Genomic DNA, 12,751 nt, shown 5'->3' on the forward strand with positions numbered 1-12,751 from the left:
GAAGGCTGCGATCTCTTGATCTTAAAAAGCAACATCAAGAGATCGCAGCCTTCGGCAGCTCCTACAGGGGTTTATGCCAATTTCGGGTATTTGTGCTGCGCAACTTCTGCCAATCGCCCAACAGCGCTAATCTGGCGAGCACTTCACATTGCCTCGGAGCCACGTCGGTATGGAACTTCATGTCGTGATCAACGGCCGCAAGGATCTCGCCGGTCAGTTGTACCAACAGCTGCGCGGCGCCATCGAATCCGGGCGTCTGGCCGCTGGCACGCAACTGCCGCCCAGCCGTTTGCTCGCCGAGCAGCTGGGGATCTCGCGCAAGACCATCTCCGATACCTACGCGCAACTGACCTACGAAAACTACCTCACCGGCGTCATCGGCAAAGGCACCTACGTCAACGCGCGCCCCGCGCAGGCTCAGCGCAAGCAAAGTCACAGCGAACTGGCCAGCGCCGAGGTGATCGAGAGCTGGCGCAATCTGCCGGTATTCCTGCGGCACCCGACACTGGAAGGTTCGCTGCGTTACGACTTCATTGGCGGCGCCACCAGCAAGGGCCAGTTTCCCCAGGATGACTGGCGTCGTTGCGTCGCTCACGCGATGCGGCAGATGGCGCAGTCGAAAGGCTTTTACAGCGTTGCCGAAGGTTTGCCGTCGCTGCGCAACGCGATTGCCCGACACATCGCATTTTCTCGTGGGGTGAACTGTCAGGACGAAGACATCGTGGTCTGCAATGGCGCGCAGCAGGCGCTGGATCTGATCGCTCGCGTGCTGCTGCGTCCTGGCAGTCTGGTGGCGATGGAAGACCCGGGCTATCCGCCAGCTCGCCTGCTGTTCGGCACGCACGGCGCCCCCGTGGTCGGTATTCCAGTGGATGCCGAGGGCATTCAGGTCGAACACATTCCCGAAGGCACGCGGCTGATTTACGTGACGCCATCGCACCAGTTTCCGTTGGGCATGCCGATGAGTCAGGCGCGCCGCGAAGCCTTGCTGGTGCGTGCGCATGAGCTCGGCGCAATCATCATTGAGGACGACTACGACAGCGAGTTTCGCTACGAAGGCCGGCCCACTGACTCGCTGTACAACCTCGACCAGCGCGGTCTCGTCGCGTATGTCGGCACCTTCTCGAAAACCTTGCTGCCCGAGTTGCGCCTGGGCTACGGAATTCTGCCGCCGGCGATCCTTGAAGCGGTGATCCGCGCCAAGCAGCTCACCGATTTGCACGCGTCCACCCTGCCGCAATGGGCGCTGGCCAAGTTCATCGCCGAGGGCTGTTTGCTCAAGCATATTCGCCGCTGCCACACGATTTATGCGCAGCGCCGCGAACGGATTCTGGCGCGCATGGCCAGCGATCTGTCGCCTTGGCTTGATGCGGTGCCGGCCAGTGCCGGATTCCACATGGCGGTGTTTTGCAAAGTGCCGATCGACCTGCCGCTGGTGATCGAGCTGGCGAAAAAGGTCGAAGTCGGTCTCTACGCCATCAATGGCTTTTATTATCAGCAGATGCCGCGTGATGGTTTGTACTTTGGCTTCGGTGCGATTGAGACGCTGGACATTGATATCGCCCTCGATCGCCTGCGCGACATTCTCCAGCAAGTCGCCTGAGCGATTGGCCTAACGGATTAACCGCCGATTGGTTATTGGTGATCGGCGGGTGCAGGCCTATTCTGCACAGGCGTTATCCCTCAATGAGCAGGATTCGTCCGGCCTGATTCAGGAGTGTGAGCAATGTCCAACGAAGTGATCAACACGGTGCAGGTGCAGGCTGCTGCCGGCCGCTCTGACGAGCTGGGCAAGCAACTGCAGAGGATCGTCGAAACCCTGCGCGAAACGCCGGGCTGCGATTCCTACCTGGTCGACCGCTGCCCCGAGGACAGCCACCGCTGGACTGTCAGTGCGCGCTGGCAGTCGGAAGCGGCGATGCAGGCGCATTTCAACCGGCCTGAAGCGCAGGGGTTTATAGACTTGATCGATAGCCGGCTGGCCAATAGTGTGGACTTCAACAGTTTTCCCATTGTTTAGAAAATCAAAAGATCGCAGCCTTCGGCAGCTCCTACATTGGAATTCGTTCACTGTAGGAGCTGCCGAAGGCTGCGATCTTTGCTTTTTGTGCAAACCGTAATTGGTCACCCAATCTTCCCGAATATTGGCCGTTTGCTTGCCCCGCCCCTCGGACTACTGTGATTACCAACCACCCCCCAACCGGTAATCCACCATGAAAACCCTGCACCTTGTCGCTGCCGCCCTCGCCCTGGCCCTCTCCACCTCGGCCTTCGCCCACGACCCCTCGGAAAAAGTCACCGTACTGCAAGACCAGATGCTGAAAAACGCCCCCGGCAAAAAAGCCATGATGATCGAAGTCGACTACAAACCCGGCCAGTCTTCCATCGCTCACAAACACGACGGCACCGCGATGGCCTACGTGCTCGAAGGGGAAGTGATCTCTCAGGTCAAGGGCGAACAGGCGATCACCTATAAGAAAGGTCAGTTCTGGTACGAACCGGCCGGTTCCGAGCATTTGGTCTCGAAAAACGCCAGCCAAACCAAGCCAGCCAAGTTGCTGGTGTTCATGGTGCTGTCCCCGGATGAGCAAGTGCTGATTCCGCTGAAAAACTGATGGTTGTTTAGCCAGCCATAAATAAAAAGGCGCAAATTGCCGATTTGCGCCTTTTTATATCCCGATGCAATTAACCGGATCGGTTTACAGCAAATAAAACTATTCAATACAAAACCAGACAGCAAATTGTCAGCTTATTTGCCGTGCGACGGGGGTAGTCTGAATTAACTGCCGTCATTGACGGCAACTTTAAACTTTCCGACTGATGTTGTTTCACGGGAGAAACACCATGAAACTTGCGTTCACCAGTATGTTGGCGATATCGGTTTTAGCCCTCTCCGCCTGTTCAGTGCCGACGGCGCCAAAAGCAGTCTCGTCTCTCGATACCCTGCTGCCGCATCCAACCGGTCGCAGTAGCGCGACTCAGGTAAAAAGCGGTCCCGGCGTCTCACTCGGCGTGGTCTACAGCCCAAGCACCCAGAGCAACCGCGAATACCTGCGCGACTATCAAGCCAACGCCGGCACCGGTTTCGGCCAGAGCCTGCTGGTACGGCCGATTCACGACGCCTACGTCGCCAGCTCGAAACCGGACATGGCGGTGGAATGGGTCAACGCCTCCCTGCAACGCCAGTTCGGTTCAGTGACGGTGTATCCGGACATGCAGAGCCTGCGCGCAGCCAAACCGGATGTCACCGCAATCGTCGACACCCACAGCCAGCTAATCACCTCACGCAGCTCCGACATCAAGGCTGACGTGAGTGCCGATTTTTATGATGCGGGATTGAACTACATCGGCACGGCAAAAGGTTCAGAAGCGAAAGAACTGACACCGGTGTGGGCGGACTTCAAACGTTCGGAAGAGATTGTTGCCGATATTAACCAGCAGCAAGACGTGCAAGTTCGGGCGCTGCAAAAGTTTGACCAATCGCTCAACAATTTAGTCGCACGGCCTGCGGATAAAGTGTCGATGCTTGATACTAAACCGGCTCAGAAGTTGTATTGAATGTAAGGGCCTCTTCGCGAGCAAGCCCCCTCCCACATTTGAAATGCGTACCTCCTGTGGGAGCGGGCTTGCTCGCGAAAGGGCCGCAATAGGCACCACTAAACCCGCAGACACAAAAACGCCCCGGCCTCTCAAGATACCGGGTCTTTTTCGTTCAGGATTTCTGATTTCCAAATGGCTGAGTAGCCTGTTCTCCCAACAAATAAACTCTGTCTACTGTCAACTCTGACAGTAGACACCGCCCCCGGTCTGACCTCAAATACCCAAACTCCGTCGGTTCGTGGCAGCAGTAGCCGAGCGCTGAGACCCTATATTTCAAGGAGCAGAAAAATGTCTAACAACATCAACAACACCGACGTTGAATATCTCGATCCTGGTTTCGGCGCTGATGGAACAGGTAGAGCGCCGATTATTTTTCCGGAGGGTGAATACGGCACACCGAACAGCATCACGGTCGCGCCGGACAACAAGCTGTTGGTTGCGTGCAGCGTCAGTGGCAAGTTCGGGTTGGTGCGCCTGACTGCCGATGGAAAACACGATTCGGGTTTCGCCAACAATGGCTTCGTTTCCGGGGCGTTTGCGTTGGGCTATCAATCATATGGCAGAAGCGTCCAGGTGCTCAAAAACCATCAAGTATTACTTACAGGTGTCGCTGCGTTCACGGCTGAAGATGAGCCTCAAAGCGCGAGTGGATTAGCTCTTTTTGAACCTGACGGTACGCCCGTAAAGACGTTCGGTAAAGGTGGTGTCACGGTGCTCGAACCGATTGCCTGGCCCGGACAAACATTGTCTGAAGAGGAAAATAATCAACGCAGTGCTGCTTCAGCAGATCTAAACGCCAGCACCATCGAATTGCCCGACGGGAAACTCATGGTGCTGGGCAATCACCGATACAACCTGAATGACGAGGTCGGCATGTTAATGAGGGTTGAAAGGAACGGATCATTGGATAAAACGTTTGGTGACGGTAAGGGCTATGTAGTCATCACGCACCTTGCAAACGGAGCTAGCGCTGTATCAATGATCCAACTCAAAGACGGTACATTTGTCGTCGGAGGCACTGTCCACGTCGAGGACAAAGCTCATATCATGATTGCGCGCTTCGACGAACAGGGCACCCCGATTGAGGACTTTGGCGCCAATGGATACGCCACATTCCAACTGTCCGGGTTCGACCAGCTTCGCCAAGTCATTGAGACAAATGACGGCAACATTCTTGCCGTTTTAAACATCATGCCCGCCGGTGAGTATCAAACCACCGCACTCATCTGCCTCGATGCCAAGGGCAACTTTATTGATGACTTCAATCATGGCCAGCACTTGGTCATTTCCACTCCCTCAGGTAATACGCCGTGCGGGGCGGTGTCCCTGGACGATGGGCAAATTGTCGTTGTTGGACACACGCAGGGCTCAAATACAAAAATTTTCATTACCAAGCTCGACAGGAATGGCAAAGCGATTCCGGATTTTGGCAACGACGGTATGCTTTTTGTGGATTTGTCAGACTCTCTCGACCAAGCACTTTCCATGACTATCCAGCTAAACCAAGTACTCGTAGGTGCTCTGACTTACCCGGATCCCAATAACAACTATGGGACATGCCTTTTCCGCTGCTCGGAACTGATCTAGCATCCCAAAAGAAAAAGCCCCGGCATCTCACGATACCGGGGCTTTTTCATTCAGCGCTTACTTATGCCGTTTCAAGCTCGGCATTCGCCGTCGCTGCAGGCACTACCGCTTGCCCGCTCAACGCCAGGTCCAGCAGTTCACGGTTGGCCACCGCGTACATGGCGTAGTCCGTGCCGCTCGCAGCGCGGATTTCCACCAGCATGGCGCGCCAGCGCGAGATCATGCTTTCGTGTTGATCCATCCACAGCGCCAGACGTGCTTCCACGTCCAGTGTGCCGTCGCCCTGTTGCAGGACGGAGATGGTGATCGCGCGTTGCTGCCAGTCGACATCATCACGGAACGCTTCACGGGCCAGGGCTTGCCAGTTGTTTTCAACCGGCAGCGCGCTGATCTGTTGCAGGTACCAGGTGATGTCCAGCGCACTGCCCACGGCGAAGTAGGCTTTCGCCACTTCTGCAGGGTTCTGGCCAGTCACGTCGGAGGCTTCGATGATTGGCAGCAAGGTGTACAGGTGCGAGGTGCCCGCCACCATACGTGCCAGCAATTCCGGCACACCGGCTTCGACGTACGCCTGATAACGCGCCTGCCAGTTTTCACGGATTTCGCCGCTCAGCAGCTCGTCGAGTTTCAGGCCCAGCTCTTTCAGGTGCGGACCGAAATGCGCGACGTCACGGGCAGCGTTCTGCTCGTTGCGACGGGCACGCAGGAACCAGCGTGTAGCACGGCGGCCCAGACGCATCAGCTCGTCCATCAGCTCCAGTTGAACGTCAGCGGCAACCTGATAGTCCAGCGCTTCGATCTGACGGAACCAGTGCGGGAGGTGGAAGATGTCGCGCACGATCACATAAGCGCCAGCGACGTTCGCCGGGCTCATGCCGGTCGACTCTTTGAGTCGTTGAACGAAGGTGATGCCCATGTGGTTGACCAGGTCGTTGGCGATCTGGGTGCTGACGATCTCGCGCTTCAGACGGTGACGACGCATGGCTTCGGAGAACTTGCTGACCAGAGTCGGCGGGAAAGCCGTTTCCATGTCGCGGGTCAGGTAATCGTCGTCCGGCACCAAGGAGCCCAACAGCTGCTCTTTGAGGTCGATTTTGCTGTACGAGATCAGCACCGACAGCTCAGGACGGGTCAGACCGTGGCCCTCAGCAATGCGCTCGGCCAGTTGCTCTTCGGTCGGCAGGAACTCGATGGCACGATCCAGCTTGCCACGGCCTTCCAGATCGCCCATCAGACGCTTGTACTCAGCGATGCGCGCATAAGCACGACGCGCGGCCAGCGACAGCGCCTGAGTCTGCTTGTAGTTGTTGCCCAGCACCAGATTGCCGACTTCGTCGGTCATGCTCGCCAGCAACTGGTTGCGTTGCTTGTCGGTCATGTCTCCGGCCTGAACCACTTCGTTCAGCAGGATCTTGATGTTCACTTCGTGGTCGGAGCAGTCCACACCACCGGCGTTGTCGATGAAGTCGGTGTTGGAACCGCCGCCATTCAGACCGAATTCCACACGACCCAGTTGGGTCATGCCGAGGTTACCGCCCTCGCCCACGACTTTGCAGCGCAGCTCGTTGCCGTTCACGCGCAGAGCATCGTTGGCCTTGTCGCCGACATCGGCGTGGCTTTCAGTGCTGGCCTTGACGTAAGTGCCGATACCGCCGTTCCACAGCAGATCCACTGGCGCCTTGAGCAAGGCATTCAGCAGTTCAGTCGGGGTCAGCTTGTCAGCCTTGATGTCGAAGCGTTCCTGCATCTGCGGGGAAATTGCGATGCTCTTCGCGCTGCGCGAGAAGATACCGCCGCCTTCGGACATGATGCTGGTGTCGTAGTCGGTCCAGGCCGAACGCGGCAGGTCGAACATGCGCTGACGCTCGACGAAGCTGGTCGCCGGGTTCGGGTTTGGATCGATGAAAATGTGCAGGTGGTTGAAGGCAGCGACCAGTTGCAGCTTGTCGGACATCAACAGGCCGTTACCGAACACGTCACCGGCCATGTCGCCGACGCCGACAACAGTGATGCTGTCTTCTTGAACATTGATGCCGCGCTCGCGGAAGTGACGTTGTACGCCGACCCACGCGCCTTTGGCGGTAATGCCCATTTTCTTGTGGTCGTAACCGGCCGAACCACCGGACGCAAACGCGTCACCCAGCCAGAAGCCGTAGTCGATGGCGATGCCGTTGGCGATGTCGGAGAAGGTTGCAGTGCCCTTGTCCGCCGCCACTACCAGGTACGGGTCGTCATCGTCGTGGCGAACCACGTTCAATGGCGGCACCAGCGCGCCGTCTTTCAGGTTGTCGGTGATGTCCAACAGACCGGAAATGAAGATGCGGTAGCAGGCGATGCCCTCGGCGGCGATCTCGTCACGGCTGCCGCCCAGAGGCAGGCGACGCGGCAGGAAGCCGCCCTTCGCGCCCACTGGCACGATGACCGAGTTCTTCACTTGTTGAGCTTTTACCAGGCCAAGAACTTCGGTGCGGAAGTCTTCTTCACGGTCGGACCAGCGCAGACCACCACGAGCGACGTTACCGAAGCGCAGGTGCACGCCTTCAACGCGTGGCGAGTAGACGAAGATTTCGAACTTCGGCACTGGCTTCGGCAGTTCAGGGATCGCGTGCGGGTTGAACTTGAAGCTGAAGTACGACTTGTTCTGGCCGTTGGCATCAGTCTGATAGAAGTTGGTACGCAGGGTCGCTTTGATCAGGTCGAGGTAACGACGCAGGATGCGGTCTTCGTTGAGCACCTGAACGTCGTCCAGTGCCGTCAGAATCGCTTGTTCCAGACGCTGTTGCTTGTCTTCCAAATCGTCGTCGCTGAGTTTGCGCGCCAGATAGAAGCGGGTCTTGAACAACCGGGTCAGCTCGCGAGCGATGTCGGTGTGGTTGTTCAGGGTGCTGGCGATGTAACCCAGATCGAAGCCCAGACGAATCTGCTTCAGGTAACGAGCGTAAGCGCGCAGCAGTGCGACGTCGCGCCAAGGCAGGCCGGCAGTCAGCACCAGACGGTTGAACGCATCGTTCTCGGCTTCGCCACGGACGATGTGGACGAAGGCGTCCTGCAGGGTGTCGTTGAGTTGCTGGATGTCGAGATCCAGACCTTCAGCGGCGGTGAAGGCGAAGTCGTGAATCCAGAACTCGCGGCCATTGGTGTGACGCAGACGGTACGGGAATTCACCCAGCACGCGCAGGCCGAGGTTTTCCAGAATCGGCAGCACGTCGGTCAGCGCCAGCGGCGTGTCGGCGTGGTACAGCTTGCAATGCAGTTCGCGTTGGCCGGAGACCTGGCCCAGCGGCTGATAGAAGCTCATCACCAGCGGATTTTTTTCGTTGAGGCTCAGCAGGTGCTGCATGTCGACCACAGCCGAATGCGCAGCGAAACGCTCGCGGTAACCGGCCGGGAAGCCTTTCGGAAAGTCCGCCAGCACGTTGGTGCCGTGGGCTTCGCCGAAGCTTTCGACGGTCAGCGCAGCGTAATCGTCCTGCCAGCTGCGGCAGGCTTGCACGACTTCTTTTTCCAGCAGCAGCGGATCGATGTCGAGACGGTTTTTCGGGTCGACACGCAGAATCAGCTGAACGCGAGCCAGCACGGACTCGGAGAAGAACGTCCAGAATTCGCAGTCGGAAGCCTTCAGGCGCTCCATCAGCACTTGCTGGATCTTCTGGCGAACTTCGGTGGAATAGATGTCGCGCGGCACGTAGGCCAGGCAGTAGCAGAAACGACCGTACGGGTCTTTGCGCAGGAACACGCGGATCTTGTTGCGTTCCTGGATCTGCACGATCGACATCACGGTGCTGAACAGCTCGTCGACCGGGGTCTGGAACAGGTCATCACGCGGCAGCACTTCGAGTACCTGCGCCAGTTCCTTGCCCAAGTGAGCCTTGGACTGGAAGCCGGAGCGGTGTTCGATTTCGGCGACCTTGCGGCGGATGAACGGGATAACCCGCACGCTCTCGCCATACACCGACGAGGTGTACAGGCCCATGAAACGGTGTTCTTTGATGACTTTGCCGTCGGCGTCGATTTCACGGATCGACACGTAATCCGGGTAGGCCGGACGGTGCACACGGCTCGGGTGCGCAGCCTTGGCGAACGACAGCAAGGTCGGTTCGCGCAGGTAGTTCACCGCGTAGTCTTCGATGCGCAGGTCGTCGTAGGTCAGGCCGGTGCGCAGCAGTTTGGTCAGGCCGAGGAAGGAGTTCTGGTCGTACTCGATGTGGCCGCCATCGGCTTGATCGGTGACCACGAATTCTTCGTAGCCGAGGAAGGTGAAGTGGTTGCCCACCAGCCATTCCAGGAAGCTTTTGATTTCGTTCTTTTCTTCGGCATCGACGGCGAACGCGCTGTTGTCGAGTTTGGTGAGGATTTCCTGCACCTTGGCTTTCATCGGCTCAAAATCGGCGACCGCAACGCGGACTTCACCGAGAACCTGTTCCAGTTCTTTGCTCAGCACATTCAGTTCGGCCGCGTTGGCGCAGCGGTCGATTTCCAGGTACATCAACGACTCTTGCAGAATGCCGTCGCCTTGGGTGCCTTTCGGCAGGATTTCCAGCAACTCGCCCTTGCTGCCACGACGCACGCTGAGCACGGTGGTTTGCAGGGTGTGGATGCTGTAGCCGCGACGGTTCAGTTCGGTACGAACCGAGTCGACGAGGAATGGCAGGTCGTGGTGCAGGACTTCGACCGCGGTGTGGGTCGACTGCCAGCCATGACGCTCGTAATCGGGGTTGTAAACGCGCACTTGTGGTTGCGCGTGATCGAAGCGCTCAAGCAGGCGCCACGCAGAGAGAGTACAGCCAGCGAGGTCGGAGAGGCGACGTTGAGTCAGCTCGTCCAGAGAAATGATGCCGAAGAATTGTTCAGCGAACAGCGCCACTTGTGGCAGTGCCTGTTCACTGATGTGCTGCGCCAGTGCCGCTTGCAGTTGGTGCTGGAAGTCGGCTTTGCTGGCTGCGGTGAAGAACGCCATCTGTGGTACTCCGCTTAAGCTTGTTATTGATGGAAAGCGTCGCGTGCAACACCCCTTTCGGGGCTTGTGTCGCCCTGTTCCTGATTCTCGGGCAGAGGAAACAGGGGGACAGGTGGGTGAAGCTGGACGAGACACTCAGGTCACATTCACCTTCCATTGAATGGGCATCTGCAAAAGCGACTGCCAGGCTTGCCGACAATGCCTTTACGGGTGCTCATCCGTTGCGCAGCTTAATGGCTGCGACAATGTGTCTGCTTGCGGTGCTGCGACATATTCGTTCATAGGCAGGTAAATGAAGGCTTTCGCACCGGTAAACACTAGCAGCCGTGACGGAAAACGACGGGGGGAATGCCCGGTTTTACGGGACATTCGTGCCAATCGCTGCCCCGTGGCGGCTACATATCCAGAAACGAAAACCCTCAGGGCCGTTCTATCGACCCTGAGCGTGGCATCCGGTTCAGCACTGGCTTTTGACACGGATCAGTCCGGCAACTCTTCGTAGGCCCGGAATTTGCTCACGGTGGCGCAGTCGTAGCACTGCATCTGCAGGGTCAATTTGTCCATGCTGGCGTCGACATTGCTGGAGTCGCACTCGCGGCAGAACAACTGCGGATAGTCGACCTGCGGTGCGGCGACCGGTGAACCGGTGAGAAACCGAGGCACAAACTCGTCTCGCCAGAACAGCCCCGGCGACTTGGCAAAACCGGCACCACTGTCTTTGAGCACGACGTCGTAAAGCAGGCGGGTCATGGCCGGCTGCGGCACGCGCGTATCGCGGTAGCTGTCCTTGCGCCAGTTCTCCGCCAGGGCTAATTGCGCGGTGCTCTGCATGTTGCGCGGAATGGTGTTGGAGGCGTGAGTGCGGCCCTTGGAGTTGCCGGTGGCATAGAAATGCGCAGCGCTTTTCACCGCGACTCTGGCGAAGTAGTAGATCTGGCTGACCGAGAAGTTCTGCAGCAATGTGCCGATCACTGAGTCGGCGCGAGCTTCGGCGGTGAACGCCATACCGACCATATTGGCCTGCAGGTGAACGTATTGAATGGATTCCTCCCGCGCGAGCCTGAAGATCAATGCGTACAACTCACGTTTCCACCCTGGCAGTACAGGTCCGGACAACTCTTCGTACAGGGCCAGATAGAGCATATCGCGCGTGCAGCGCACGCCCTCGTCCAGGGCGATGTTGGCCCGCCAGTAAACGGCCGAATACGTGCTGATGCTGAACTCGTCGGCCCGATTGAACGCTCGAATGTCCGATGCCGTATCGACTTGCAACGCGCCCGCCTCGTGCAGACCTTTCACCAACTCTTCACTGAAAGTGTCAGTGGACGTGAGTTTTTCCCCTCTGATTTCAGCATCAAGCGCGGCAATGCGTTCGCCTGCGCCTTGGCCGCCGTCATCCAGCAACGCCAGCAGAGCAACTTTTTGCTGGAATCCAAGACTGGCAAAGGGTACCGGTGGGCTTGGCGTACCGTAGCGCGCGGCCAGATCACTGCGGTCACGTTCGGCCTGATCGGCGAGTTGCTGTTTGCGCAGCCGGACACAGGCATCACAACCACACACGCTGCGCCGCGAGCCCGCACCGGCGGTGAAGTATTGATGCTCGCACTTCACACATTTGTAAGCACTGCGCAGGGAATGCCGCGTGAGGGTCGGTGCATCCACATCGGCAATTCACAATATGGGCATGTCAGGTCAGCACTGACGATCGGCGGCAGCACTTTCAACACACTGCGTACGGTATCCGGCAGTTTGTACTCGGCGATCAGGTCGGCGGTTTTTTCGCCGTTGAGGTAGCGCTGGTAAAGCTGTTCCACCTGTTCCTCGGACAGATGACTGATTTCTTGCGCCCATTGGAAATATCGCTTCATCAAAAGACATCCTTTTTTGCATGTTGGCCATCGCACTCCGTTGCGTTCAAACAGCAAAATCTGACGGCAAACATCCGCCAAAACAAGCGAAAAGGCCTCCAATTCACGCTATTTTTATTCTTCTCAAAAACCCTACGAGGACAGCGGATTTTTCTTACTCGACTCTGGGAATAGTCTTTAAGAACAGCCCTGCACTCGACGATGTTTCAGCAGAATTTCCCTCAGGCTGGCAAAATCGCACTTTTTGCGCACTGTCTACCTCGTTAGCCCCCAGGAATTCCCCATGCAAATGACCACCGCCCTATTGATCGTCAACCCATGCGACGACGAAGAAGACAACATGGCCATGCTCTGCTGCCACAGCGACAAGGACGACATGTTTCTGATGAGCCGCTACCCGGACGAGGATGAGCTGGAAATCACCCTGGACGGCGAGCCATCGACGCTGGACGGCGTGAAGGTCACGTTGACCTCGACGCTGCTGAAGATTGAAATCGGCGCGGCGGATGCTGATGCGTTGAATGGGGATGATGTGCTGGAGATCAGCTTTAACCCGGATATGGTTGATCTGGATGAGGTTGTCGAGACGTTGACGAATATTCTGGATGGGACTGGCACGTTTATTAACGAGGTGTGATGGTATCCGGACTGGCCCCATCGCGAGCAGGCTCACTCCTACAGGTCGGTATACGACGATCCATTGTAGGAGTGAGCCTGCTCGCGATAGGGCCAGCACAGG

Annotated in this window: 9 protein-coding genes; 6 read left to right on the plus strand and 3 right to left on the minus strand. The window is 57.5% G+C overall.

The genetic code is table 11. From position 1 onward, the window contains the following. Window positions 1-169: 169 nt before the first annotated feature. The 5 genes from QMX93_RS05855 to QMX93_RS05875 all read left to right on the plus strand — a co-directional run bounded on the left by QMX93_RS05855 (window position 170) and on the right by QMX93_RS05875 (window position 5,187). On the plus strand, window positions 170-1,603 hold the full coding sequence (locus tag QMX93_RS05855; protein ID WP_282353511.1) for a PLP-dependent aminotransferase family protein: 1,434 nt from the start codon (window positions 170-172) through the stop codon (window positions 1,601-1,603). 123 nt (window positions 1,604-1,726) lie between these two features. Next, window positions 1,727-2,020 (plus strand): putative quinol monooxygenase, encoded by a 294-nt coding sequence (locus tag QMX93_RS05860; RefSeq protein ID WP_053121122.1) that lies wholly within the window; start codon window positions 1,727-1,729, stop codon window positions 2,018-2,020. Between the two features lie 193 nt (window positions 2,021-2,213). Continuing rightward, on the plus strand, window positions 2,214-2,615 hold the full coding sequence (locus QMX93_RS05865) for a cupin domain-containing protein (RefSeq protein ID WP_212546079.1): 402 nt from the start codon (window positions 2,214-2,216) through the stop codon (window positions 2,613-2,615). Window positions 2,616-2,844: 229 nt separating this feature from the next. Then, on the plus strand, window positions 2,845-3,558 hold the full coding sequence (locus QMX93_RS05870; protein WP_282353513.1) for an ATPase: 714 nt from the start codon (window positions 2,845-2,847) through the stop codon (window positions 3,556-3,558). Between the two features lie 330 nt (window positions 3,559-3,888). Then, on the plus strand, window positions 3,889-5,187 hold the full coding sequence (locus QMX93_RS05875; RefSeq protein ID WP_282353514.1) for a hypothetical protein: 1,299 nt from the start codon (window positions 3,889-3,891) through the stop codon (window positions 5,185-5,187). A 61-nt stretch (window positions 5,188-5,248) separates the two neighbouring features. Here QMX93_RS05875 and QMX93_RS05880 read toward each other — a convergent pair whose 3' ends face one another. The 3 genes from QMX93_RS05880 to QMX93_RS05890 form a co-directional block, all read right to left on the minus strand. Next, window positions 5,249-10,144, minus strand: coding sequence for an NAD-glutamate dehydrogenase (locus QMX93_RS05880; protein ID WP_282353515.1), 4,896 nt, complete (start codon window positions 10,142-10,144; stop codon window positions 5,249-5,251). 480 nt (window positions 10,145-10,624) lie between these two features. Then, window positions 10,625-11,806 (minus strand): hypothetical protein, encoded by a 1,182-nt coding sequence (locus QMX93_RS05885; RefSeq protein ID WP_282353516.1) that lies wholly within the window; start codon window positions 11,804-11,806, stop codon window positions 10,625-10,627. Then, window positions 11,752-12,012: a hypothetical protein gene (locus QMX93_RS05890; protein WP_282353517.1), complete on the minus strand. Its 261-nt coding sequence runs from the start codon at window positions 12,010-12,012 to the stop codon at window positions 11,752-11,754. The genes QMX93_RS05885 and QMX93_RS05890 overlap by 55 nt, the downstream gene beginning before the upstream one ends. A gap of 283 nt (window positions 12,013-12,295) precedes the next feature. Here QMX93_RS05890 and QMX93_RS05895 point away from each other — a divergent pair, with 283 nt between their 5' ends. Continuing rightward, window positions 12,296-12,649, plus strand: a complete 354-nt coding sequence (locus QMX93_RS05895) for a hypothetical protein (RefSeq protein WP_282353518.1) — start codon at window positions 12,296-12,298, stop codon at window positions 12,647-12,649. Window positions 12,650-12,751: the final 102 nt, after the last annotated feature.

This window comes from Pseudomonas sp. PS01303, assembly GCF_029959385.1.
Classification (GTDB): Bacteria; Pseudomonadota; Gammaproteobacteria; order Pseudomonadales; family Pseudomonadaceae; genus Aquipseudomonas; species Aquipseudomonas rustica.

Bases quoted from the DNA above. Each gene is read 5' to 3' on its own strand.
- QMX93_RS05895 (WP_282353518.1), top strand. From the start codon at position 12,296: ATGCAAATGACCACCGCCCTATTGATCGTCAACCCATGCGACGACGAA.
- QMX93_RS05880 (WP_282353515.1), bottom strand. From the start codon at position 10,144: ATGGCGTTCTTCACCGCAGCCAGCAAAGCCGACTTCCAGCACCAACTG.
- QMX93_RS05870 (WP_282353513.1), top strand. From the start codon at position 2,845: ATGAAACTTGCGTTCACCAGTATGTTGGCGATATCGGTTTTAGCCCTC.
- QMX93_RS05890 (WP_282353517.1), bottom strand. From the start codon at position 12,012: ATGAAGCGATATTTCCAATGGGCGCAAGAAATCAGTCATCTGTCCGAG.
- QMX93_RS05865 (WP_212546079.1), top strand. From the start codon at position 2,214: ATGAAAACCCTGCACCTTGTCGCTGCCGCCCTCGCCCTGGCCCTCTCC.
- QMX93_RS05855 (WP_282353511.1), top strand. From the start codon at position 170: ATGGAACTTCATGTCGTGATCAACGGCCGCAAGGATCTCGCCGGTCAG.
- QMX93_RS05860 (WP_053121122.1), top strand. From the start codon at position 1,727: ATGTCCAACGAAGTGATCAACACGGTGCAGGTGCAGGCTGCTGCCGGC.
- QMX93_RS05875 (WP_282353514.1), top strand. From the start codon at position 3,889: ATGTCTAACAACATCAACAACACCGACGTTGAATATCTCGATCCTGGT.